The organism is Lysobacter sp. 05T417 (genome assembly GCF_056396405.1).
Genome location: NZ_JBFTLK010000005.1, coordinates 330,867 through 355,390, shown reverse-complemented (window position 1 = coordinate 355,390; position 24,524 = coordinate 330,867). Strand labels below are relative to the sequence as shown.

Sequence of the window (24,524 nt, the reverse complement as noted above, 5' to 3'; positions counted from 1 at the left end):
CGATGCATCCCGCCTTTTCCGTCATCTTCTTCACCACGCTGTCCGGCGCAGGCTACGGCGTGCTCGCGCTGATCGGCGCGTTGCTGACGGACGCACCGCTGGGTACCCGCGTCGATGCTGGCGAACCTGCGGGCAGCTTCTTGATGCTGCTGGCCGTGCTGCTGGTTCTGGCACTGGCGATGGTCACCATCGGCCTGCTCAGTTCGACGTTCCACCTTGGCAAACCCATGCGGGCATGGCGCGCGTTCTCGCAGTGGCGCACGTCCTGGCTGTCGCGCGAGGGCGTGCTTTCGCTGGCGACATACGTGCCGGCGCTGGCGTTGCTGGGATTGACGCTGGCAGTGATGCTCGGCAACCCCGCCGGCCGCGATGCATTTGCCTCGGCTGGGCCCGCGCTTGCCTGGGCGGCCGCGGCGCTGGCCGTGTTGACCGTTGCCTGCACGGCGATGATCTACGCCTCGCTCGTGCCGATTCCCGCCTGGCGGCATGGACTGGTGCTGCCGGCGTACCTGGGCTTCGCGTTGCAGGGCGGCCTTGCGATCGTCGCTGCAGCTATCGCCCTGCTGGGTTGGCCTGCGGCGGGCTTGGCGTTGGCGCTCGGGCTGGTCAGCCTGGTGCTGGCGGCGATCAAGCTGCGCTACTGGCGCGATATCGACCGCGATCCATTGCCGGCGACGCGCGGCGATGCGGTCGGATTGCCGGGGCGCGAGGTCAGCGTGTTCGAGCGCCCCCACAGCGAGCAGAACTACCTGACGCGCGAAATGGGCTTCGTCGTGGCGCGCAAGCATGCGCGCAAGTTGCGCGCCATCGCGCTGGTCCTGTTCGGGCTGGTGCCGGTGATGGCGGCCCTGCTTGTGTGGGCATTGCCGGCATCGGCGCCGGTTGCGTTGCCGCTGGCAGCCCTTTCGGCCTTGCTGGGCGCCTTCGTCGAGCGCTGGCTGTTTTTTGCCCAGGCAAAGCACCTGGTCACGCTCTATTACTGAACGCAATTCGCACAAAGCGGCCGTGCGGGTGGACCTGTAACCGCTTTCACTGCATTATTCGGGCCCTTCACCACCGCCTGCCCCTGTCATGCCTGGTGTGCTCGGGCTCGCCCTGCTGGGCGGCTCCCTCCTCACCCTGCCCTCGCCAGCGTTGAATGGCGACCCGACGCTGATCGCCATTGCGAGCGATCCGGCGCAGATGCGGCTGTACTGCTTTTCCACGCGCTGCGGCGACGAGGAATGGAAGCTGGCGACGTCGGCTTCCGCGCCCACCCCGCCTCCGGCCAACGCCCGCGCCCGCTCGGTGCGACTGCCCGGCAGCCAGCGCTATGCGCAGCTCAGCGCGCCGGCGACACCGCGCGAAAGCCGCGGCAACTACTCCAACGATTTCCGCATCGGCACGCGCTACGGCGTGCAGGCGATGCGCGATGGCCCGACCCAGCTCGGCCTGACCCTTGGCGCCGGTTACCGCCTGGCGCCGCTGTATGACGACGGCATCAACCAGGCCGGGCCGGTGCTGCGCGGCGAGCTCAACTTCGGCCAGAAGATCGGCGAGCGCGCGACCTGGACACAGCGCGTGCAGTTCGAGAGCGGCCGTGGCGAGGCCTTCGTCAAGCAATCGCTGAGCCTGGACGTGACGCTGTGGCCGAACTGGACGCTGCAAAGCGACTTCGCGATCCGCCATGACACGCAGAACGGTGGCGGCAGCGAAACGGCCGAGAGCAAGCTGGAGCTGCGGCGCCGGTTCTGAGGCGCCCTTCGACTTCGCGCCTGGGCGCTACGCTCAGGACGAACGGGGGTTTGCTCAGGTGGCCGCGATGAACTCGGCGGCGCCCTGTTCCAGCAGCATCTGCGCGACTTCCAGTCCGAGGCATTCGGGCGCATCGCCGCGGCCTTGCGCCTGTGCGCGCACGACGCGGCCATCGGCCACCGAACCGACCAGGCCGGCAAGGTGCAGGTGTTCGCCGTCGAGTTGCGCGTAGGCCGCGACCGGTACGTGGCAGCTGCCGTGCAGGGCTCGGTTCATCGCACGCTCGGCCTCGGCGCACACGCGCGTGTCGCTGTCGTCGAGGCGGGCGCACAGCTCACGGGTGGCGACATCGTCGTCGCGGCACTCGATCGCAACCGCGCCCTGCGCCGGCGCCGGCAACCACTGCGGCGCCTGCAGGCGCGAGCGGATGCGGGCGTGGAACCCGAGTCGATCCAGGCCGGCGCAGGCCAGCACGATCGCGTCGTACTCGCCGCCGTCGAGCTTGGACAGGCGGGTGTTGACGTTGCCGCGCAGGTCGAGCAGTTGCAGGTCGGGCCGCAGCGCGCGCAACTGCGCCTGGCGCCGCAGCGAGGACGTTCCCACGCGCGCACCCTGCGGCAGCGCGGCGATGTCGGCATGGTGGTTGCTGACGAAGGCATCGGCGTAGTCGGCGCGCGCCAGGATCGCCGGCAGCGCGAATCCCGGTTCGAGCTCCATCGGCACGTCCTTGAGCGAGTGCACCGCGCAGTCGGCTTCGCCGCGCAGCATCGCCAGCTCAAGTTCCTTGAGGAACAGGCCCTTGCCGCCAATCGCCGCCAGCGAGCGGTCCAGCACCTCGTCGCCGCGCGTGCTCATCGGCACCAGGGTGACGGCGAGGCCGGGGTGGGCCTCGCGCAGGCGCTGGGCGACATGCTCGCTCTGCCACAGGGCGAGCGGACTCTTGCGGGTGGCGATGCGGAGCGTGGTCATGCCGGCATTATCGCCGGAACACTCAGGCAGGAGCACGCGGGGCGGCGGCCTAGAGGTGTTTCAGCGCATCCTTCAGCCCGGCCACGCAGCGCCGGCTGACTTCCAGCGGCTGCTTGCCATGGCGCAGCACCGCCTGCACGTGGCCGTCGGCGGCGCGACGCAGTTCGACGATCTCGTGGCGGGCGACCAGGCAATTGCGGTGGATGCGGACGAAGCGCTCGCCGAACTCGTCCTCGAGCGATTTCAGCGACTCCTCGATCAGGTCCTCGCCGCGGGCGTGATGCACGACCACGTACTTCTCTTCGGCCTGCAGGTAGTGCACGTCCTCGATCGGGATCAGGCGCAGGCTGCCGCGCAGGCGCGCGCACAGGTGGCTGCGGCGCAGGCTGGTTCCAGCCGTCGCGGTGGCGGTGGTGCGTTCACGCCCGGCAGCGAACGTGCGCACGCGCTCCAGCGCCGCGGCCAGGCGCTCGGCGCGCACCGGCTTGACCAGGTAATCGATCGCCTCGGCCTCGAAGGCCGACAGCGCGTGCGCGTCGTAGGCAGTGCAGAACACCACCGCCGGCCGCGGTTCGAATGCGGCCAGGTGTCGTGCCGCCTCGAGCCCGTCGATGCCGGGCATGGCGATGTCGAGCAGCACCAGATCGGGATGGTGTTCGGCGCAGGCATGCAGTGCGTGCTGGCCATCGGCCGCTTCGGCGACGACTTCGACGCCGACCTGTTCGGCCAGCAGTCCCCGCAGGCGCTCGCGCGCCAGCGGCTCGTCATCGGCGATCACTACCCTCATTGGCGCGTCCATCCGGTCGGCATTGCATCCGCACCGATGGTAGCCCCCGCCAGCGCCCGCTACCAATCGGCCGGGGCCTTTCGATCAATGAGGATGCGACTCAGCCCGCAAAACGGTGACCCAGCCAGTCGCCCAGGGCCTGGATTTCCTCGGCGCAGACCTGGTGGGCCATCGGGTAGTCGTGCCACTCCAGGGCGAAACCGAGGTCTTTCATGGTGGCCGCACCCAGCTGGCCGATCACCGCCGGCACCACCGGATCGAACTGGCCATGGGCCATGAACACAGGTTGCGACAAGGCCGCAGGCCTGAGTTTCGCCGCTGCCTGCTGCTGCCCCAGCGGCAGGTAGGTCGACAACCCGGCCACGCCGGCCAGGGGCACTTCCCGGCCCAAAGCCGACGCCAGCGCAATCGCGCCGCCCTGGGAAAAGCCGATCAGGACGATCCGCTCGGGCGGCATGCCGCGCGCACCTTCGCGCGCGATCAGGGCTTCGACCTGCGCCACCGACTCGGCCACGCCGGCCTCGTCGGCACGCTTGCCGGCAGCCAGCGCGTCGAAGTCGAAGCTGATGATGTCGTACCAGGCGCGCATGCGCATGCCGTTGTTGATCGTGACCGGACGCACCGGCGCATGCGGGAACACGAAGCGCAGCGCCGGCCAGTCGCGACGCACCAGCTCGGGCACGATCGGGGCGAAGTCATTGCCGTCGGCGCCCAGGCCGTGCAGCCACAGCACGGTCCAGGTCGGCGAAGGGGCGGTTTCGTGCTCGACTGTTTCGAGCAGGGGGGCGATGGCATCCATGCCGGCATTGTCGCCGCTGCGGCGCTGCCCTGCCATCGCCGCCGCGATGGCGAGGTCGTTTCCCGGGCTTGCTGCGCCAAATCGGCCGCCCCCTGGGGCAATAGTGCCTTGCCGGCGATGCCATCAGCGAAATTGTGTATCGCCGCGTCCAACGCTTACCCTTGCCGTCATGCCTGCGTCCTCCGCCATCGCCGCTGCCCTGCGCCTGCTGTTGCTTGGCCTGCTGCTGGCCGGCTTCACGCTGAAGCCGGCGCTGGCGTTCGCCGAGGAAGTGCATGAACTCACCGCGCACGTGGCGGCGGGCGCGCAGGCGCACGACCACGAGGCGAGTGTCCACGGCCATGACGGCGCGCCCGCACCGGATGGCAAGGACGGGCACGACGACGATCATTGGCACCTGAGCCACTGCTGTGGCCAGCAGGCGGCTGTGCTGCCGCGCATGCAGATCGAGCTAGCCGTCGCCGTGGCCGCCTCGCCGGTCGCCACGCTGTCGGTCGCTTTCGCGCCGGCGCGCCTGACAGCTCCGTTCCGTCCTCCGATCCAGGCGTGACCGGTCCCGGCCCCTGCGCCGGTTTTCCGCCACCCTTCCAATCGGAGTAATTCCCATGCCTTCGCGACTCGCGGCCTGTGCCGCGTTGGTCGTCGTGCTTGCTGCGGCCCTGCCCGCCCAAGCCGCCGACCGCCTGACCCTGGACGATGCGTTCGCACGCGTCGTTGCCCCCAAGTCATCGGGCAGCCCGGACCAGCCACTGCCCCATCCCGACCTTCGCCTGTCCGACGTGCGCGGCGACATCCTCAGCGCCGAGCGCGAGCTCGCCGGTCAGCGTCCCGCGCTGGTCGCCGGCGCCGAACTCGAGAACGTACTGGGCAGCAACGACTACCGCGGGCTGGACCGCGCCGAACTGAGCCTGACGCTGGCCTCGGTGCTCGAACGCGGCGGCAAGCGCGACGCTCGCCGCGCGCTCGCGCAAAGCCGCATCGACGCGCTCGGCATGGAGCGCGAAACCACCCGCCTGGACCTGCTGGCGGAAACCGCGCGGCGCTACCTCAGCGTCGCCGCGGGCACGCCGCTGCTGCAGATCGCCGACGACGACATCGCGCAGCGACGCCGCACCGTGGCCGCCGCGCAGCGGCGCCTCGATGCCGGCGCATCGCCCGAGTCGGTGGCGCTTACCGCGCAGGCGGCACTGGCACGCGCCGAACTCGAACGCCGCCGCGCCACCCAGGCGCGCGATGCCGCACGCCAGCACCTGGCCGCACTGTGGGGCGAACGCGAACCCGACTTCGAGCTCGCCAGCGCCAGCCTGCTGGCGCTGCCGGACATTGCCGATTTCGACGTCCTCGCCGAACTGCTGCTGCGCACACCGGAACTGCTGCGTTTCGCCGACCAGCGCCGGATCGGGGAAGCACGCCTGCAGCTGGCGCGTGCCCAGGCCGCGCCGGACCTGCAATGGCAGGTGGGCGTGCGGATGTTCAACGAGAAGACCGACGCCGCCGACAACGACGTCGCGCTGCTCGGCGGCGTTTCGCTGCCGCTGGCCAGCCGCAGCCGTGCGCAGCCGCTGGTGCGCGCGGCGGAGGCAGAGCTGGTCGTCACCGAAGTGGAACGCGAGGCACAGGGCATGGCGCTGTACTCGACCCTGGTCGAGGCCCACGGCCGCTACCGCGTGGCGCAACTGGAAGTGCTGCGCCTGCGCGATGACGTGTTGCCGAAACTGGCGCGTGCACAGCGCGCGGCCGAGCACGCATTTGGCGCCGGTGCGATCAGCTACCTGGAACTGTCGCAGCTGCAATCGGACGTCACCGACGCACGCCGCCAGCAACTCGAGGCCGCGCTGTCGGCGCAGCGTGCCCTGATCGAAATCCAGCGACTCACCGGCGAGCCCCTCGTCGTCGCCACCGCCCACGCACGAGGCCAGACCCCATGATCACGTTCGCCAGGACCAGCGCGCTGGCGCTGATGTTGTCCCTGCTGCTGTCCGCGTGCGGCGGCGAAACCTCCAGCGATGCGGGCCACGCCGACGAAAGCGGCGACGACCACGGCCAGGCCGAAGAGGCCGTCAAGGGCGTCCACGGTGGACGCGTGCTGGAGCAGTCCGGTTATCGGGTCGAACTGGCCATCGCCGAAGACGGCACGCCACCGCGCTACCAGGCGTGGATCTATCGCGGCGAGACACCGCTGCCGGCCACGGCCGGCACGGTCGAAGTCCGACTGCGGCGGTTGGGAGGCGCGAGCGAGCGACACACCCTCACCGCCCGGCCCGACGGCAGCCTCATCGCCACCGGCACCGTCGCCGAGCCGCATTCGTTCGACGTCGAGGTGATTGCCAGCATCGAAGGCAAGCCGCTGCGCTGGAACTACCCCAGCTACGAGGGACGTACCCGGATCGAGGACGCCACTGCGCAGTCGTCGGGCATCCGCGTTGCGCCGGCAGCGCCGGGGCTGATCGCCGACGAGCACGAGGTGCAGGGTCTGCTGACCCCGGTGGAGGGCCGCGAAGCGAAAGTCGCGGCACGCTTCCCCGGGCCGGTCCGTGCACTGCGCGCCAACCTGGGCGACCGCATCCGCGCCGGCCAGCCACTGGCGACGATCGAAAGCAACCTCAGCCTGACCAGCTACACGGTCGCCTCGCCCATCGACGGCGTCGTGCTGGCGCGCAATGCCAGCGTCGGCGATGTCGCCAGCGAAGGCGCGCCCTTGTTCGAGATTGCCGACCTGTCGAAGCTGTGGGTGGACCTGCACATCTTCGGTGCCGACGCCCAGCACATCCGTCCAGGCGTGCCGGTGCGGGTGACGCGGCTGAGCGACGGCGTGAGTGCCGACACCCAGCTCGAGCGTGTGCTGCCCAACACTGCCACCGCCAGCCAGAGCACGGTCGCCCGCGCCACGCTCGACAACATCGACGGCTTGTGGCGCCCGGGCTCGGCGGTGCGCGCGCGCATCACCGTGGCCCAGCAACCGGCGTCGCTGGTGGTGCCGCTGTCGGCGTTGCAGACCTTCCGCGACTGGGACGTGGTGTTCGTCCGCGTCGGCGACATCTACGAGGTGCGTCCGCTGGAACTGGGCAAACGCGACGGACAACGGGTGGAAGTGCGCTCCGGCCTGAAGCCGGGCGACCTGGTCGTGGTCGAACAGAGTTATCTCATCAAGGCGGACATCGAAAAGTCCGGCGCCTCGCACGATCACTGAGGAGACGCCGACATGCTCGAGAAAATCATCCGCTTCGCCATCGGCCACCGCTGGCTGATGCTCGCGCTCACCCTGGTGCTGGTGGTGCTGGGGATCTGGAGCTTCCGCCAGCTGCCCATCGACGCCACGCCCGACATCACCAACGTCCAGGTGCAGGTCAACTCCGAAGCCACCGGATATTCACCGCTGGAATCGGAACAGCGCATCACCTTCCCGATCGAGACGGCGATGGCCGGACTGCCCGGGCTCGACTACACGCGCTCGCTGTCGCGCTATGGCCTCTCGCAGGTGACGGTGGTCTTCAAGGACGGCACCGACCTGTACTTCGCCCGCCAGCAGGTGGCCGAGCGGCTGCAGCAGGCGCGTTCGCAGCTGCCATCGGGGATCGAGCCGGAAATGGGGCCGATCGCGACCGGACTCGGCGAGATCTTCATGTACACCGTCGAGGCCAATCCCGAGGCGCGCAAGGCCAACGGCACGCCGTGGACCGCGACCGACCTGCGCACGCTGCAGGACTGGGTGGTCCGGCCGCAGTTGCGCAATACGCCGGGCGTCACCGAGGTCAACACGATCGGCGGCTTTGCCCGGCAGATCCACATCACTCCGGAACCGTCGCGGATGATGGCGCTGGGCTTCACCCTGCGCGACCTGGTAACGGCCATCGCCGCCAACAACCAGAACATCGGCGCCGGCTACATCGAGCGCAACGGCCAGCAGTTCCTGGTGCGGGTGCCGGGCCAGGTCGCCAACATCGCCGCAATCGGCGAGATCGTGCTCGACCGTCGCGACGGCGTGCCGATCCGCGTGGGCGACGTTGCCCGCGTGGGCGAGGGTCCCGAGCTGCGCAACGGCGCGGCCACGCAGGACGGTCGCGAGGTCGTGCTCGGCACCGTCTTCATGCTGGTGGGCGCCAACAGCCGCCAGGTCGCCCAGGCCAGCGCCGCCCGCCTGGAGGCGGTCAATGCCAGCCTGCCGCCGGGGGTGGAAGCGACACCGGTCTACGACCGCACCGGGCTGGTCGACCGCACCATCGCCACGGTGTCGAAGAACCTGGCCGAGGGTGCGTTGCTGGTGGTGGTGGTGCTGTTCGTCCTGCTCGGCAACTTCCGCGCGGCGCTGATCACTGCCGCGGTGATTCCGCTGGCGATGCTGTTCACGGTCTGGGGCATGGTCCGCGGCGGCGTCTCGGGCAACCTGATGAGCCTGGGCGCGCTCGACTTCGGCCTGATCGTCGACGGCGCGGTGATCATCATCGAGAACTGCCTGCGCCGCTTCGGCGAGATGCAACACCTGCTGGGCCGAGCCCTGGACAAGGAGGAGCGCTTCGAGCTGACCGCCACGGCAACCGCCGAAGTGATCCGGCCGAGCCTGTTCGGTGTCGGCATCATCACCGCGGTTTACCTGCCGATTTTCGCCCTCACCGGCATCGAGGGGAAGATGTTCCACCCGATGGCGATCACCGTGGTGCTGGCGCTGAGCGGGGCGATGCTGCTGTCGCTGACCTTCGTGCCGGCGGCGATCGCGCTGTTCCTGGGTGGCCGCGTCGAGGAGAAGGAAAACCGGGTGATGCAGTGGTGCAGCCGCCGCTATGCACCGATGCTGGCGTGGACGCTGCAACGGCGCGGCTGGGTGTTCGCCGCCGCGGCAGCGCTGGTCGTGGGTTGCGGATTGCTGGCAACGCGCCTGGGCAGCGAGTTCATCCCCAACCTCGACGAAGGCGACGTCACCATCCATGCCATGCGCATTCCCGGCACCAGCCTGACCCAGGCAGTGGGCATGCAGACGACACTGGAGCGCACGCTGGGCGCGTTGCCCGAAGTCGAGCGGGTCTTCAGCAAGATCGGCACCGCCGAGATCGCCAACGACCCGATGCCGCCATCGGTGACCGACACGTTCGTGATGCTCAAGCCGCGCAAGGCCTGGCCCGACCCTGGCAAGTCCAAGGACACGCTGGTTGCCGAACTCGAGGCGGCGGCGCGCAGCCTGCCCGGCAACAACTACGAGTTCACCCAGCCGATCCAGATGCGCATGAACGAGCTGATCTCGGGGGTGCGCGCCGACGTCGCGGTGAAGGTGTACGGCGACGACCTCGACACGCTGGTGGAGGTCGGAAAACGCATCGAGGCGGTGGCCAGGTCGGTGCCGGGTGCGGCCGACGTCAAGATCGAGCAGACCACCGGCCTGCCGCTGCTGACCGTGCTCCCCGATATGCAGGCGCTGGTCCGCTACGGCCTCAATCCGGGCGACGTGCAGGCCACGGTCGCTACCGCCGTCGGCGGCGAGGTCGCCGGGCAGCTGTTCGAGGGCGATCGTCGCTTCGACATCGTCGTGCGCCTGCCCGAACGCCTGCGGCGTGATCCGGCCGCGTTGGCCGACCTGCCCATACCGCTGCCCGGCGGTGATGCGGATGACGACGAGTCCAGCCTCGCCGGCAGCTGGACATCGGGAACGCCACGCACCGTGCCGCTGCGCGAAGTGGCCAGGATCGAGACGCAACTGGGCCCGAACCAGATCAACCGCGAGAACGGCAAGCGCCGCGTGGTGGTGACGGCAAACGTGCGCGGCCGCGACCTCGGCGGCTTCGTGACGGAACTGCGCGCGCGTGTAGGCAGCCAGGTCGAGATGCCGAGCGGCTACTGGATCGACTACGGCGGCACGTTCGAACAGCTGATCTCTGCCAGCCAGCGGCTGTCGGTGGTGGTGCCGGTGACGCTGGTGATCATCTTCGCCCTGCTGTTCTGGTCGCTGGGCTCGGTGCGCGATGCCGGCATCGTCTTCAGTGGCGTGCCACTGGCGCTGACCGGCGGCGTGATCGCGCTGGCGCTGCGCGGAATCCCGTTGTCGATTTCGGCCGGCGTCGGCTTCATCGCGCTGTCGGGCGTGGCGGTGCTCAACGGGCTGGTGATGATCGCCTTCATCCGCAAGCTGCGCGAACAGGGCACTGCGCTGGACCTGGCGATTCGCGACGGTGCGCTCGGCCGGCTGCGGCCGGTGCTGATGACGGCGCTGGTGGCCTCGCTGGGCTTCGTGCCGATGGCGTTCAACCAGGGCGCCGGCGCGGAAGTGCAACGGCCGCTGGCGACGGTGGTGATCGGCGGTATCGTTTCGTCGACGCTGCTGACCCTGCTGGTGCTGCCGGTGCTGTATCGCTGGCTGCACCGCAAGGAGGGCACCAACGCGACCGCAGCAACCTGATGGTGTCCGGTGGCAGGAGCCGACCGCCGGCTCCTGCCGTCACGTCACGACTGGCCCGGCTTCACGAGTGGCCCACCGCGTCCGGGCACGGCCCACCGGCGTCGGTCCACGCCTTGAAGGCCTGCACGAACTCGTCGTGCGGCACCGGCACCGGTTCGCGGTTGCCACCCGGGGCCCAGCCCCACAGCACCAGCTTGTCCTCGGCGATGTGCTTGAACAGCGCGTTGAAGTCGCGATCGCCGTTGCGCTTGCGGTCCTTGATCATCTCGCACAGCTGCGCCGCCGGCACGCCGATCCACGCCATCTTCCGGTCCGGTGGCGGCAGCGACCAGTGCGGCGCACCGGGTGGCGCGTGCGGGCCGTAGCTCGCCGGCAGGTTGGCCTCGCCGTGGCAACTCGCGCATGGCAGGCCCGCCGCGCCCTTGCCGTCGGGGCCGCGCACGACGTTCATCATGTGCGGCGTCTGCGCATCGAACTGCAGCGGCTGGTCGCCCGGAATATGGCAGTTGCTGCAGCGCGGGTGCTGGAACACTTTCTCGATGGTGGCGAAGGCGGCAATGCCCTGGGCCTTCTGCTCCGGGCTCATCTTCGGCGCGCAGGCCGTGGACACGGCCAGTGCCGACAGGATCAGCGATGCGATCGAAAGACGCATGGATGGCTCCTCAGGCAGTGGCTGCGGCGGGTGCGCTCTTTTCGGGCGCCGCAGCCGCCAGGCGCAGCGGCAACTCGCGCAGGCGCTGGCCGGTCAGGGCGAAGACCGCATTGGCCACGGCCGGCGCGATCGGTGCGGTGCCGGGCTCGCCGGCGCCGCCCATCTTTTCGCTGCTCGGCACGATGTGCGCTTCGACCTTCGGCATCTCGCTCAAGCGCAGCACCTGGTAGTCGTGGTAGTTCGACTCCTGCACGTGGCCGTCCTTGAAGTTCAGCGCGCTGTGCAGCGCCGCGCCCAGGCCGAAGGCGATCCCCGATTCCATCTGTGCGCGCACGCCTTCGGGATTGACCGCCAGGCCGCAGTCGATCGCGCAGACCACGCGGTGCACGCGGATCGCACCGTTCTCGACCGACACTTCCGCGACTTGCGCCAGGTAGCTGCCGAACGACTCGTGCACGGCAACACCACGCCCGCGCCCCTGGGGCAGCGGCGTGCCCCAGCCGGACTTCTCCGCGGCCAGGTTCAGCGCCGCCAGGTGGCGCGGATGGTTCCTGAGCAATGCGCGCCGGTACGCGACCGGATCCTGGCCGGCCGCATGCGCCAGTTCATCGACCAGGCTTTCCATGACGAATGCGTTGTAGCTGTGCCCGACCGAGCGCCACCACAACACCGGGATGCCCGTGCGAGGCGAATGCAGTTCGACGCGGTGGTCGGCGATGTCCTCGAGGTAGGGCGAGTCGGCGACACCCTCGACCGAGGTCGAGTCGATGCCGTTCTTGACCATCGCCGATTCGAACGGCGTGCCCGCCAGGATCGACTGCCCGACCAGCACGTGGTGCCAGGCGATCGGCATGCCCTGCGCGTCCAGGCCGATGCGCGCCTGCTGCAGGTACATCGGACGGTAGTAGCCGCCGCGCACATCGTCTTCGCGGGTCCAGACCGTCTTCACCGGCGCGCCTGCGGCCTTGGCCACCTGCACTGCTTCGCTGACGAAATCCGAGGTGGGCGTGGCGCGCCGGCCGAAGCCGCCGCCCAGGAAGGTGGTGTGGATCTGCACCTGTTCCGGCTTGAGCCCGGTGATCTGCGCGGCCACCTGCTGGTCGATCGTCTGGAACTGGGTGCCGGTCCAGATCTCGCAGCCGGCGGCATCGATCTTGACCGTGCAGTTGAGCGGTTCCATCGGCGCATGCGCCAGGTACGGCACGTGGTACTCGGCCTCCAGCGTCTTGGCCGCTTTGGCCATCCCGCCCTTGGCGTCGCCTGCAGTGCTGGCGACCGTGCCGGCATTGGCGGCGAGCGCGCGGAACTGCTCGCGCAGTGCCTGGGTGTCGAGCGCGGCGTTGGGGCCGAGGTCCCAGTCGACGCGCAGGGCATCGCGACCGAGCTTGGCCGCCCAGAAGTGGTCGGCGACCACCGCCACGCCACTGGGCACCTGCACCACCTTGCGCACGCCCGGCACGGCCAACGCCGTCGTTGCATCGAACGACTTCACCGTGCCGCCGAACACCGGCGCCCGCGCGACCAGCGCCGTCAGCAGGCCTTCGAACTGCACGTCCATGCCGAACTGCGCGCGGCCGGTAATCTTCTCCGGGGTATCCAGGCGTCTGGTCGGCTGGCCGATCAGCTTCCAGTCCTTGGCATCCTTCAGCGCCACCTTCGCCGGTGGCGGCAACTGCGCAGCGGCCTGGACCAGTTCGCCGTAGCGCGCGCGCTGGTCGCCGGCAATCGCCATACCGTTCTCGGTACGGACCTGATCGACTGGCACGCCGAAACGCTGCGCGGCGGCGGCCACCAGCAGCGCCCGCGCGGTGGCGCCGGCCTGCCGATAGCGATCGAACTCCGACCAGGTCGAGGTCGACCCGCCGGTCATCTGCATGCCGAAGACGGTGTGCGCATAGGCCGGCGCCGCCGGTGCGTGTTCGACCCGAACTTTGGACCAGTCGGCGTCCAGCTCTTCGGCGATCAGCATTGCCAGGCCGGTCCAGATGCCCTGGCCCATTTCCGAATGCGAGACCAGCACGGTCACGCTGTCGTCGTCGCCGACGCGCAGGAAGGCGTTGGGTGCGAAGCCGGCCGCCACGGCGGCGGTTGCCGGCTCGGCGGCGGCCAATGCGAATCGACTGGCGCCGGGAATGACGAAAGCGACCACCAGGCCCGCGCCTGCGACGGCGCCGGACTTCAGGAAGCGACGACGGGACGCTTGCATCGCGGCGTTCATGGGACCTCCGGAAATGTCATGCCTTGCAGCGTCAGGCCTTGTCAAGCTCGGCGGCGCGATGCACGGCGGCGCGGATGCGCTGGTACGTGCCGCAACGGCAGATGTTTCCCGACAGCGCCTGGTCGATATCGGTGTCGCTGGGCGCCGGCACTTTCGCCAGCAACGCCGCGGCCGACATGATCTGGCCGGACTGGCAGTAGCCGCACTGGACCACGTCGAGTTCTGCCCAGGCGCGCTGCACCGGGTGCGAGCCGTCCTTCGACAGCCCTTCGATGGTGGTGATCTGCTTGCCTGCGACGGTGGCCACGGGCGTGACGCAGGCGCGCCGCGGTGCGCCGTCGACGTGCACCGTGCAGGCGCCGCACTGGGCGATGCCGCAGCCAAACTTGGTGCCGGTGAGATGGAGCAGGTCGCGCAGCACCCACAGCAGTGGCATGTCGGGTGGGGCAGCGACCTCGTGCTCGCTGCCGTTGACCAGCAATTTCATGACGATTCCCTTGCGGCGGCTGGGGACCGGGGCAGCCTAGCACCGCCCCTGCCAGCGCCGCGTGCAGGCGTGGCGATCACGGCAAGCGTGCCCGCACAGGCTCTAGACTCGCGCCATGGAACCCTTCAAGCCCGGCGCCACCCGTGGCGTGCTCGAAGCCACTGCCAACGCCATCGCACACGGCGAGCCGGCCGCCCTTGCCCTGGTGCTGGAGACGTCGGGCTCGACCTACGTCCATGCCGGCGCACTGGCGCTGTTCGGCAGCGAAGGCCGCCAGGTCGGCTGGCTCAGTGGCGGCTGCCTGGAGCCGGAAATCGCACTGCGCGCCGCCGAAGCGGTGCGCACGCAGGCGATCCAGTGGCTGGAGATCGACACGCGCAACGACGAGGACCTGCTCTCCGGGTCCGCCGTCGGTTGCCGCGGCCGCCTTCGGATCGCGCTGGTGCCGCTGGCGGAACTGGCACCATGGCCGGCACTGATCACGGCGTGGCGCTCGCGGCAGGGACCACTCGAGTTCACCCTGGATCCCGGCGGCGTGTTCGTCGGCAGCGTTGGTTCGCAGCAGGGCGAACACCGTTTTGAAGTCACGCCCGTGCCGTGGCCGGATGTGCCGCCGGCCTGGACGCTGAGCATCGCGCGCCCGCCGTCGGTGCTGCTGCTCGGCGCCGGCCCGGAGACCGAACTGCTGCTGCCGATGCTGCGCCTGCTCGGCTTCACCACCACGCTGGTCGAGCGCCGCCCGCGCTGGCAGTCCGCCGCCGCGGCTGCCGACGTCGCCCTCGCCCAGTTGCCGGCACAGGTGCTGCCGGCGGCCGAGGGCCAGTTTGATGCGGCACTGGTGATGCACCACCATTTCGAACTCGACCGCGAAGCACTGGCGGCGCTGGCGGAGGGCAGCATCCGCTTCATCGGCCTGCTTGGCCCGGTGCGCCGCCGCGAGGATCTGTTCCGCGTGCTGTCGGCCCCGGTGCGCGACGCGCTGTTGCCGCGCCTGCATTCGCCGGTGGGGCTGGCACTCGGCGGCACTGGGCCGGAGGCGATCGCGCTGAGCATCGCCGCCCAGCTGCAGAACCATCTGCACGGCGGTCGCGCATGAGCGAGGCGACGACGACACATGCCGCGGTCGTGCTTGCGGCCGGCGGCAGTCGCCGCCTCGGACGTCCCAAACAGCTGCTGTGCAGGGACGGCGAGACCCTGGTCCACCGTGCCCTGCGCCTGGCCGCCGCGACACGACCGCGACGGTTGCTGCTGGTGACCGGCGCCGATGCGGCACGGGTGGCAGCCGCAGCGGCGGATTCAGGCGCGCAATGCATCGTCAACCCCGACTGGTCGCAAGGCCTGGCCAGCAGCCTGAAGTGCGCGGCCGCGGCACTGTCGGGATTCGACGGGTCGGTGCTCGTGCTCGGCTGCGACCAGCCGGCGCTGGAACTCGCTCATCTCCACGCGCTGTTGCTGGGCGCGGGCGCGTCGGCCTCGGGGTGCGCGGCAACCACGCACGGCGAAGCGGCCGGCATTCCGGCGGTGGTCACGATGGCGCTGATGCAGTCCTGCGCACAACTTCAGGGCGATCGCGGACTGGGCGCGCAGCTGACGGCGATGGCGGCGACGGTATGGCGGCTGGATGCGCCGGAACTGCGACTGGACATCGATCGCGAGGAGGACGTCGAAGAAGCCGCGGCGCTGGGAGTGCTCGACCGCTGAGCGCGGATCGGTGTCGGGGCGTGGCGCCCGGAGACGCTGAATCGACGGCCGGCGCATGCACGCGGGCCGGAATGGATGCGGTGGCTTGCGCACACCGCATCCCGGTACATCACGCAGCTATCAGGCTGCGGCGTCCTTCAGCTTCTTCAGCGGACGGACCTTGACCTTGACCGAAGCCGGCTTGGCGGCAAACCAGACTTCTTCCTTGGTGAACGGGTTGATGCCCTTGCGCTTCGGCTTGGCCGCAACGCTGACGGCGGTGATCTTCAGCAGGCCCGGCAGGGTGAATGCACCGGCGCCCTTCTTGCTGACCGAGCCGTGCACTGCGCCTTCCAGCGCAGCCAGGACAGCGCGCACGTCCTTGGCAGCAACGCCAGCAGCCTCGGCGATGTGCGCCACCAGGCCCGACTTGGTCAGCGCTTCCTTGATCGGCTTCGGTGCAGCCGGCTTGGCGGCGGCGGCCTTCTTCGGCGCGGCCTTCTTTGCCACTTTCTTCGTCTTCGCCATATGTGTCTCGTAGTACTCGATTAGTTGATGGGTGCCCGGATTTCCCCGCTAGGCAAGCGGAATGTAGGGCAAGCCAAAGGCGACGCCAAGTGGTAAGAGGCGAAAAAATGCGGGAAATCGCTACTTTCTTCGTTTGCGGCCATCCGGATGGCCCGCCGCGACCGTTTGTCCGTCAGACAATCGACAACGCCGCGGCCCCGCGCGCCAGGGTTTCGATGCGGTTCCAGTCGCCGTGCGCCAGTGCGTCGGCGGGTGTCAGCCACGATCCGCCCAGGCAGGCGACGTTGGGCTGGCGCAGGTATTCGGGCGCCCGCGTGGCGTCGATACCGCCGGTCGGACAGAAGCTGACCCCGGCGAACGGCCCGCGCCAGGCAGCCAGCAACGCCAGCGCATTGATCGCCTCGGCCGGGAACACCTTGAGCAGGCCGAACCCCGCGGCCACCGCCGTCATCACTTCGCTGCCGGTGGCGACGCCGGGCAGGTAGGCCATCGATTCGTCGCGCGCGGCCGCCAGCAGTTTCGCCGAGGAACCCGGCGACACCGCAAACGAGGCGCCGGCGCGCTGCACCTGGCGCATCTGCCCGACGTCGAGCACGGTGCCGGCACCGACCTTCATGCCCGGCACCTGTTCGGCGACGGCGGCGATCGCGTCCAGCGCCACCGGCGTGCGCAGCGTGACTTCGATGGCGTCGATACCGCCGCGCAGCAGCGCCTGTGCCACGTTTACGGCTTCCACGACGCTGCGCGGCGTGTACACCGGGATGATGCGGCTGCCGCGCAGCAGTGCCCGCGCATCAACGACGGACATGGAAGCCCGCCTGCGCCATGAAATCCTCCACGTCCGCGCGTGCGACCAGGTTGAAATCGCCCGGCAGCGAATGCTTGAGGCAGGCCGCGCCAAGCCCGAAATGCAGCATTTCGGCCGGGGCCATGCCCTCGATCAGGCCGTGCAGCACGCCGGCGGCGAATGCATCGCCGGTGCCGATGCGATCGACGATCGCCTCCAGCTCGTAGGCGGGTGCGCGATGGCGCTCGCCACCGCGGCCGACCATCACCGCCGACAGCGTGTGGTGGTCGACGCTGTGCTGGCCACGCAGGGTGCAGGCCAGCCATTGCAGATGCTCGAAAGCGGCAAACGCGTGCGCGGCCGCATCGGCCACGGCATCCTCGCCTTCCCCGCTGCTGGCCTGCCCAAGCACCACCGCGATGTCGCGATGGTCGGCGAACAGCACATCGGCTTCGGCAAAGATGCTGCGCAGGATGGTGCCAGCATCGCCGTTCCAGGCCTGCCAGAGCTTGCCGCGGAAGTTGCCGTCGAACGACACCTTGACCCCGCGCCGGCGCGCGGCGCGGGCCGCGGCGATGGTCGCCTCGGCCGTCGCGGCGCCCAGTGCCGGGCTCACGCCGGACAGGTGCAGCCAGCTTGCGCCGTCGAGCATCGCGTCCCAGTCGTAGCTGGTCGCGCGCACGAACGCCGAATCGGCGCGGTCGTACAGCACTTCGCTCGGGCGCTGCATCGCGCCGTGCGACAGGAAGTACAGACCCATGCGTCCGTGCGCTGTGCGCACATGACGCGTGTCGACGCCATGCCGGCGCAGTTCTCCGACCGCCGCCTCGCCCAGCGCGTTGTCGGCCACCGTGCTGACCACAGCTGCGTCGTGGCCGAACCGCACCAGCGACACGGCGACGTTGGCTTCGGCGCCACCGATGTGGACGTCCAGGCCCGGCGACTGTAGAAGACGCTCCCGCCCCGGCGCCGACAGGCGCAGCAGCAGTTCCCCAAAACACACGATCCGTTGACTCACGCCCTGCTCCCGGAGGAAGGAATTGCCCCTATTGATACCGCCAGTCATGCGGCTTGTGACCCCTTCTGGGTCGCACGGTGACCCCATGGATGGCCCGATGGCGACCCCGCGGGCCGGTTATGGCGCACCGCAGCATGCCATCCGCCGTCCCTTTTGCTAGGGTTTTGACCATCGGTGTCATTTGCACCGCCGGAACACGATAGCAAGCGTCGCAAGCCAGTCAACAAGCACCTTACAAGCTGTATTCGTCATTAGGGAGGGGAACCTATGCAATTTCAGCGTGCCACCAAAAAGACACCGGTTACCTTATTGGCGGCCTCGATAGGCCTCGCGCTCCAGATGGCGGCGCTCAGCGCGCTTGCCCAGGATGCGTCGACGACCAACAAGTCCACCGCACCGGCCGAAGCCGTCACCAATACCGCCGCCCAGGGCCAGCAGGCGACCGATCTCGACACGGTCGTGGTCACCGGCTTCCGCGGCAGCCTCGAGCGCGCGCTCGACATCAAGCGCAGCGAAACCGGCGTGGTCGATGCCATCGTTGCCGAGGACATCGCCGACTTCCCGGACCTGAACCTGGCCGAATCATTGCAGCGCATTCCGGGTGTGTCGATTGCACGAGACGCCGGTGAGGGGCGGCAGATCTCGGTGCGCGGCCTGGGCCCGGATTTCACCCGCGTGCGCATCAACGGCATGGAGGCGCTGACCACCACCGGCGGCACCGACAGTTCCGGCGGCGCCAACCGCGGCCGCGGCTTCGACTTCAACGTGTTCGCCTCCGAGCTGTTCAACAGCATCAAGGTGCGCAAGACCGCCTCGGCGGACATCGAGGAAGGCTCGCTCGGCGCCACCGTCGACCTGCAGACCGCACGCCCGTTCGACTACGACGGCTTCACCTTCGTCACCGGCGCGCAGATGGGCTACAACGACCTGGCCGGCGATCTCGATCCGCGCGCCACGATGCTCATCAGCGACACCTGGTTCGACAACAAGTTCGGCGCGCTGATGTCGGTCGCCTATACCAAGCGTCGCCTGATCGAGGAAGGCCACAGCACGGTGCGCTGGGACAACGGCACCAGCAGCGGCGGCTTCTCGGGCACGCCGTCGGTCGAGAACGCCGCCGTGTTCCATCCGCGCATCCCGCGTTACGGCGTGCTCGAGCACGAGCAGGAACGCCTGGGCGTGACCGCTTCGCTGCAGTTCGATCCCAGCGCCAGCACCCACATGGGCCTGGACCTGATGTACGCCGACCTGGACGCCAACCGCACCGAGAACTTCCTGGAAGGCATCTCCTTCAGCCGCACCGGCACCGGCAAGCCGCAGACGGTGGTCGTCGACAGCGCGGTCGATGCGCACGGCAACATGGTCTACGGCCTGTTCAACAACGTCGACGTCCGCTCCGAGGCACGCTACGACGAGCTGGAGACGAAGTTCACGCAGTGGAACTTCTACGCCGACCACTCGATCACCGACGACTTCAAGGTCAACGCCGAGTTCGGCCAGGCCAAGAGCGAGTTCGAAAACCCGATCCAGACCACCATCACGCTCGACCGCAACAACGCCCAGGGCTACAGCTACGACTACCGCGGCGACAACCGCCTGCCCATCATCCACAACGGCTTCGACGTCAACGATCCGTCGCAGTGGGGTTTCATCAGCGGCACGTCCGAGATCCGCCTGCGTCCGCAGTTCGCCGAGAACACCATCGACAGCGGCCAGCTCGGCTTCACCTGGGCGTTGAACGATGCCTTCAGCCTCAAGGGTGGCGGCCAGTTCAAGGAGTACACCTTCGAGTCCCGCGAAGAGCGTCGCGCCAACGAGCTGACGATCCCGGCGCTGCCGGCCGGCTCGACACTGGCCGACTTCACCCGCCAGATGAGCCTGGAAGATATCAATGCCGGCGCCGGCAACGACTCGACCTGGCTGATCCCGGACATCGATGCGTTCAACCGTGCCTTCGGCATCTACAGCGACAGCGGCATGTTCGCCGTCAGCGACCAGGTGCCCGGCGTGCTCGGCAACAACCGCAGCGTGACCGAACGCGACCAGGGCTTCTTCATCCAGGGCGACTTCAACACGCAGATCGGCAGCATGCCCTTCAGCGGCAACGTCGGCGTGCGCCAGGTCAACACGTCGCAGGCCTCGACCGGCTACGCCACCGTCGGCGGCACGCCGAGGCTGACCACGGTCAAGCGCAGCTACGACGACACCCTGCCCTCGTTCAACCTGGTCGCCGATGTCACGCCGGACTTCCTGATCCGCCTGGCCGGCGCCAAGGTGATGGCGCGCCCGGGCCTGGGCAACCTGACCCCGGGCGTCACGGTCAGCGTCAGCGGCGGCAACAAGGTCGTCACCGGCGGCAACCCGGACCTGGAACCGTTCCGCGCCAAGACCTTCGACCTGAGCTTCGAGTGGTACTTCACCGAAGAGGCGCTGCTGAGCCTGGGGCTGTTCTACAAGGACATCGACACCTTCGTGCAGACCTCGCGCGAAATCCGTCCGTACAACACCTCCGGTTTGCCGGACAGCCTGCTGGCCGGCACCACCGCGCTGCCGACCGACGACTTCCAGTTCAACATCCCGCTCAACACCCCGGGCGGTGACCTGCAGGGCGCCGAGCTGAGCTACCAGCAGCCGTTCACCTTCCTGCCTGGTTTCTGGAGCGACTTCGGTGTGCAGCTCAACTACACCTACGTCGATTCCAAGATCCAGTACATGACCGCCGCGGGCGCCAACTCGCTCAGGACCGACCTGGTCGGCCTGTCGAAGAACGCCTACAACGCCACGCTCTACTACGAAGGCGACAAGTTCAGCGCGCGTGTCTCGGCTGCGTACCGCGACCAGTTCCTGACCACCGTGCCGGGACGCAACAACAACGACGTCGAAGGCACGGCCGAAACGCTGACCATCGACATGTCGGCCTCGTACAAGATCAACGATCAGTTCGAGCTGACCCTGGAAGGTCTGAACCTGACCGACGAGTTCCAGGACCAGTGGGTGGATTCGATCGGCGATCGCGCATCGGTCTACCACCACACCGGCCGCCAGTACTTCCTGGGCGCGCGCTACAAGTTCTGATGCTTGCCTCAAGCCCCTCTCCCGCTCGCGGGAGAGGGGTGCTACCTGCCGCAGTCGCATGTCGTGTCCCATCAGCGGACGCCGTGCCGCCTCCGCTGCCGACGTCCGCTCCGTCCACACCACGAAGGAGCGGTATCGATGAGCACTCGCACGTCCGTCCTGCTGTCCGCAATGCTGTTGTCCCTGCCCGTCGCCGGCACCATCGCCGCGCCACCGGCCGATCTAGAACGCCAGACCCTTGCACCCAATGACGGCTGGGCCTCGCAGCCTACCGCCGCCTTGCCGCAAGGCACCACCGGTGGCTCGGCCGCCGATGCCGCGCACGTCTACACCGTCAGCGACCGCAACGCGCTCGTTGCCGCCCTGGCATTCCCCGACGCCACGCCGAAGATCATCCGCATCGCCGGCATGATCGACGCCAACGTCGACGACGCCGGCAATCCGTTGACCTGCGCCGACTACGCACGACCGGATCCGCAGACGGCCACGCCCTATTCGCTCGAGGCATTCCTCGCTACCTACGACCCGGCCGTGTGGGGCCGAGTGAATCCCAGTGGCCCGCTCGAGCGCGCGCGCGTGGCCTCGGCCGCGGCGCAGCAGGCGCGCGTGCGCATCCGCGTGCCGGCCAACACCACCATCGTCGGCGTCGGTCACGGCGCCGGGCTGCGCGGCGCGTGGATCGACATCCGCCCGGGTAGCACCAGCGGCAACCAGCCAATGAACGTGATCGTGCGCAACATCAGCTCCGTCGACACCTACGACTGCTTCCCGCAGTGGGCGCCGACCGACGGCGCCGAGGGCAACTGGAACTCGCTGTACGACGCCATCTCGGTGCGCAACTCGACCCATGTCTGGATCGACCACAACGCCTTCCTCGACATCGACAGCGCCGACCGCACCCAGCCGACCTATTTCGGCCGGCTGTACCAGGTTCACGACGGCCTGGTCGACGTGACCAACGAGTCCGACCTGGTCACGGTCTCGTGGAACCTGCTGGCCAACCACGACAAGGCGATGCTGATCGGTTCGTCCGACAGCGCCGTCGCCGACCGCGGCAAGCTGCGCGTGAGCCTGCACCACAATCTGTTCCACGACCTCGGCCAGCGCGTGCCGCGGGTGCGCTACGGCCAGGTCCACGTCTACAACAACCAGTACAGCCTGACCAATGACGGCGCCCTGACCTACGGCTACAGCTGGGGCGCCGGCATCGAGTCGCAGATATACGCACAGAACAACCATTTCCTGATGCCCGTCGCGGTTACCCCGGACCTTTTCGTGGAACGCTTCAACGGCACCGCGCTGCATGCACAGGGCACGCTGCTGAACGGTTTCACCCGCTTCAGCGAGGTCGACGTGGTCGCCGCTTTCAATGCGACCAGCGCCACGCCGCTCGATCCGAACGTGGCATGGACGCCGACGCTGTATCGACGCATTGATCCGACCTGGTCGGTGCCGTTGACGGTCATCCTGGGGGCAGGTCCATTCAAGTGAGCGTCCGACCTTGATGAACCATGATGTGTCGAAGCAAAGGCGACGCCTGCTGCAGGCGTCGCTGACCGTCGCAGCCGCGGCCACGCTTCCGCCGCTGCGGGCAGCCGCCACCGCGCCGCCATTCGACGCCATCGTCGCGCGCACGCCCCAGCCGGGCGTGCGCACGTTCGCCAGCGTCGGCGAGGCGATTGCCGCCGCACCGGTGGAGGGCCGGGTGCCGTTCCGTATCCTGGTCACGCGCGGGCGCTGGCACGAGAAGGTGGTGGTCGACCGGCCCAACATCCACCTGGTCGGCGAGGACCGCCGCGACAGCGTGCTCACCTTCGACGCCGCCGCCGGCATGAAGCGCCCCGACGGCGAACCCTGGGGTACCTGGGGCTGCGCCAGTGTCACGGTGCGCGCGCCGGACTTCCGCGCGCAGCGGCTGGCGATCGAGAACGCGTTTGACTACGTCGGCAGCCTGGCCACGCCGAAGTTCGAACCGATCGGCCCGAACGGTGCGCAGGCGGTGGCGCTGATGCTCGATGCCGGCGCCGACCGCTGCGAGTTCGACGACGTCGACCTCAGCGGCCATCAGGACACATTGTTCGCCGATGCCGGGCGCAGCCTGTTCCGCAGCTGCCGCATCAGCGGCAGCGTCGACTTCGTCTTTGGCGGCGGCAATGCGCTGTTCGAGGATTGCGAATTGCATTCGCGGTTCCGGCCGGGCAAGGACCGCCAGGGCTATGTCGCCGTGCCGTGCACGCCGGCCAGCCAAACCTATGGCCTGACCTTCCTGCGCTGCCGCCTCAGCCGCGATGCGCAGATCCCCGACGCCAGCGTCGCACTCGGACGCGCGTGGCGCCCCGGTCGCACGTTTGCCGACGGCAAGTACGGCGACCCCGATGCGGTCGGGGCCGCGGTCTACCTTTCTTGCTGGATGGATGCGCACATCGACGCCAAGGGCTGGGACGCGATGGGCTACACCGCGCGCGACGGCCAGCGCGTGATGCTGGAGCCGGAGCTGGCGCGGCTGTTCGAGCACGACAGCCGCGGCCCGGGTGCTCATCGCTCGCCAACGCGGCGCCAGATCGATCCACGGCAGCTGGCGATGTACACGCGAGCGCGCGTGCTCGCCGGCTGGAAACCCGAAGCGTAACGAGAGACTGCAATGTTAAGACTTGGCCTGGCCCTGTGCCTGTCGATGTTGTCGGTGACCGGCACGGCCCGCGCGGGCGATGCGGCGCCTGTGACCATCCACCTCGCCGGCGATTCAACGATGGCGGAAAAGCTGCCGGAGAAGCGGCCCGAAACGGGCTGGGGCGAATTGCTGGCGGCGCAGTTCCGGCCGGGAACGGTCGCGGTCGACAACCGCGCGAAGAACGGTCGAAGCACGCGTACGTTCATCGAGGAAGGGCGCTGGCAGGCGCTGCTCGATGCGACACGCGCCGGTGACGTGGTGCTGATCCAGTTCGGCCACAACGACCAGTCGGTGGAGAAGAAGGACCGCTATACGCCGCCGGCGGATTACGCCCGCAACCTCGCCCGATTCGTCGCCGACGTCCGCGCGCGCCAGGCCACGCCGGTGCTGCTGACACCTGTGGCGCGGCGACGCTTTGACGAGGACGGCAAGGTGCTCGACAGCCACGGCGAGTACCCGGGCCTGGTGCGTGCGCTGGCTGCGCGCGAGAAGGTCATGCTGATCGACATGGAGCGGCGCAGCGCGGCGGTACTGCGGGAGTCCGGTGTGGAAGCGTCGAAGCGGTTGTTCCTGTGGGTGCCGGCGGGAGCGAATCCGAACTATCCCGATGGCGTGGAAGACAACACGCACTTCTCGCCGGCGGGAGCCGAGCGCATGGCGCGCGAGTTTGCGTTCGCGCTGCGCGGGTCGGGGTTGCCGTTGGCGCAGTTGCTCGGCAACCCCTGAACCGTCTC

At 68.9% G+C, this 24,524-nt stretch carries 21 protein-coding genes; 12 read left to right on the top strand and 9 right to left on the bottom strand.

All coding sequences use genetic code 11. The annotated features are described in order from the left end of the window. The first annotated feature begins 2 nt into the window (after positions 1–2). Together AC1DER_RS11225 and AC1DER_RS11220 are read left to right on the top strand one after the other, a co-directional pair. Positions 3–983, top strand: a complete 981-nt coding sequence (locus tag AC1DER_RS11225) for a dimethyl sulfoxide reductase anchor subunit family protein (RefSeq protein ID WP_477247961.1) — start codon at positions 3–5, stop codon at positions 981–983. A gap of 88 nt (positions 984–1,071) precedes the next feature. After that, complete coding sequence (locus AC1DER_RS11220) at positions 1,072–1,734, top strand: DUF481 domain-containing protein (RefSeq protein WP_477247963.1); 663 nt, start codon at positions 1,072–1,074, stop codon at positions 1,732–1,734. A 54-nt stretch (positions 1,735–1,788) separates the two neighbouring features. Here the strand turns inward: AC1DER_RS11220 and hemC are convergent, their stop codons facing one another. From hemC to AC1DER_RS11205, 3 genes are all read right to left on the bottom strand, one after another. Beyond that, entirely contained in the window at positions 1,789–2,703 is a 915-nt protein-coding gene (gene hemC / locus AC1DER_RS11215) for a hydroxymethylbilane synthase (RefSeq protein ID WP_477247965.1), read from the bottom strand. Between the two features lie 49 nt (positions 2,704–2,752). Next, complete coding sequence (locus tag AC1DER_RS11210) at positions 2,753–3,490, bottom strand: LytR/AlgR family response regulator transcription factor (RefSeq protein ID WP_477247967.1); 738 nt, start codon at positions 3,488–3,490, stop codon at positions 2,753–2,755. A 100-nt stretch (positions 3,491–3,590) separates the two neighbouring features. Continuing rightward, on the bottom strand, positions 3,591–4,289 hold the full coding sequence (locus AC1DER_RS11205; RefSeq protein ID WP_477247969.1) for an alpha/beta hydrolase: 699 nt from the start codon (positions 4,287–4,289) through the stop codon (positions 3,591–3,593). 169 nt (positions 4,290–4,458) lie between these two features. Between AC1DER_RS11205 and AC1DER_RS11200 the strand changes: the two genes are divergently transcribed. The 4 genes from AC1DER_RS11200 to AC1DER_RS11185 are packed head-to-tail and all read left to right on the top strand — an operon-like array spanning position 4,459 to position 10,674. Continuing rightward, positions 4,459–4,839, top strand: coding sequence for a hypothetical protein (locus tag AC1DER_RS11200; RefSeq protein WP_441815312.1), 381 nt, complete (start codon positions 4,459–4,461; stop codon positions 4,837–4,839). A gap of 55 nt (positions 4,840–4,894) precedes the next feature. Further along, entirely contained in the window at positions 4,895–6,217 is a 1,323-nt protein-coding gene (locus AC1DER_RS11195) for a TolC family protein (protein ID WP_477357965.1), read from the top strand. Next, positions 6,214–7,479 (top strand): efflux RND transporter periplasmic adaptor subunit, encoded by a 1,266-nt coding sequence (locus AC1DER_RS11190; RefSeq protein ID WP_477248107.1) that lies wholly within the window; start codon positions 6,214–6,216, stop codon positions 7,477–7,479. The genes AC1DER_RS11195 and AC1DER_RS11190 overlap by 4 nt, the downstream gene beginning before the upstream one ends. 12 nt (positions 7,480–7,491) lie before the next feature. Further along, a complete protein-coding gene (locus AC1DER_RS11185) occupies positions 7,492–10,674 on the top strand; it encodes an efflux RND transporter permease subunit (RefSeq protein WP_477248109.1) in 3,183 nt (1,060 codons plus the stop codon). A gap of 61 nt (positions 10,675–10,735) precedes the next feature. Here the strand turns inward: AC1DER_RS11185 and AC1DER_RS11180 are convergent, their stop codons facing one another. From AC1DER_RS11180 to AC1DER_RS11170, 3 genes are read right to left on the bottom strand one after another with little or no spacing between them, the layout of a single operon-like run. Then, positions 10,736–11,326 (bottom strand): hypothetical protein, encoded by a 591-nt coding sequence (locus tag AC1DER_RS11180; RefSeq protein ID WP_477248111.1) that lies wholly within the window; start codon positions 11,324–11,326, stop codon positions 10,736–10,738. 10 nt (positions 11,327–11,336) lie between these two features. Then, positions 11,337–13,532, bottom strand: coding sequence for a xanthine dehydrogenase family protein molybdopterin-binding subunit (locus tag AC1DER_RS11175; RefSeq protein WP_477248113.1), 2,196 nt, complete (start codon positions 13,530–13,532; stop codon positions 11,337–11,339). 43 nt (positions 13,533–13,575) lie between these two features. Then, on the bottom strand, positions 13,576–14,031 hold the full coding sequence (locus AC1DER_RS11170; protein WP_477248115.1) for a (2Fe-2S)-binding protein: 456 nt from the start codon (positions 14,029–14,031) through the stop codon (positions 13,576–13,578). Positions 14,032–14,146: 115 nt separating this feature from the next. Between AC1DER_RS11170 and AC1DER_RS11165 the strand changes: the two genes are divergently transcribed. Beyond that, the gene (locus AC1DER_RS11165; RefSeq protein WP_477248117.1) at positions 14,147–15,127 is read left to right on the top strand and encodes an XdhC family protein; all 981 of its coding nucleotides are present in this window, start codon (positions 14,147–14,149) and stop codon (positions 15,125–15,127) included. Continuing rightward, on the top strand, positions 15,124–15,732 hold the full coding sequence (locus AC1DER_RS11160; protein WP_477248119.1) for a nucleotidyltransferase family protein: 609 nt from the start codon (positions 15,124–15,126) through the stop codon (positions 15,730–15,732). Before AC1DER_RS11165 ends, AC1DER_RS11160 begins: the two co-directional genes overlap by 4 nt. Before the next feature lie 120 nt (positions 15,733–15,852). On the opposite strand, the gene AC1DER_RS11155 is transcribed toward AC1DER_RS11160, so the two are convergent. From AC1DER_RS11155 to AC1DER_RS11145, 3 genes are all read right to left on the bottom strand, one after another. Further along, positions 15,853–16,239 carry an HU family DNA-binding protein gene (locus AC1DER_RS11155; protein ID WP_158732745.1) on the bottom strand — a complete coding sequence of 129 codons (387 nt, stop codon included), beginning with the start codon at positions 16,237–16,239 and terminating at the stop codon, positions 15,853–15,855. Positions 16,240–16,411: 172 nt separating this feature from the next. Beyond that, positions 16,412–17,047 (bottom strand): bifunctional 4-hydroxy-2-oxoglutarate aldolase/2-dehydro-3-deoxy-phosphogluconate aldolase, encoded by a 636-nt coding sequence (gene eda, locus AC1DER_RS11150; RefSeq protein WP_441815321.1) that lies wholly within the window; start codon positions 17,045–17,047, stop codon positions 16,412–16,414. Further along, positions 17,034–18,092 (bottom strand): sugar kinase, encoded by a 1,059-nt coding sequence (locus tag AC1DER_RS11145; RefSeq protein WP_477357962.1) that lies wholly within the window; start codon positions 18,090–18,092, stop codon positions 17,034–17,036. Before AC1DER_RS11145 ends, eda begins: the two co-directional genes overlap by 14 nt. A gap of 219 nt (positions 18,093–18,311) precedes the next feature. Here AC1DER_RS11145 and AC1DER_RS11140 point away from each other — a divergent pair, with 219 nt between their 5' ends. The 4 genes from AC1DER_RS11140 (at position 18,312) to AC1DER_RS11125 (ending at position 24,516) form a co-directional block, all read left to right on the top strand. Then, positions 18,312–21,119 (top strand): TonB-dependent receptor, encoded by a 2,808-nt coding sequence (locus tag AC1DER_RS11140; RefSeq protein WP_477357959.1) that lies wholly within the window; start codon positions 18,312–18,314, stop codon positions 21,117–21,119. A 138-nt stretch (positions 21,120–21,257) separates the two neighbouring features. Next, the gene (locus AC1DER_RS11135) at positions 21,258–22,610 is read left to right on the top strand and encodes a pectate lyase family protein (protein WP_477248126.1); all 1,353 of its coding nucleotides are present in this window, start codon (positions 21,258–21,260) and stop codon (positions 22,608–22,610) included. Positions 22,611–22,635: 25 nt separating this feature from the next. After that, positions 22,636–23,748 (top strand): pectinesterase family protein, encoded by a 1,113-nt coding sequence (locus AC1DER_RS11130; RefSeq protein WP_477357956.1) that lies wholly within the window; start codon positions 22,636–22,638, stop codon positions 23,746–23,748. Between the two features lie 12 nt (positions 23,749–23,760). After that, the gene (locus tag AC1DER_RS11125) at positions 23,761–24,516 is read left to right on the top strand and encodes a rhamnogalacturonan acetylesterase (protein WP_477245786.1); all 756 of its coding nucleotides are present in this window, start codon (positions 23,761–23,763) and stop codon (positions 24,514–24,516) included. Positions 24,517–24,524: the final 8 nt, after the last annotated feature.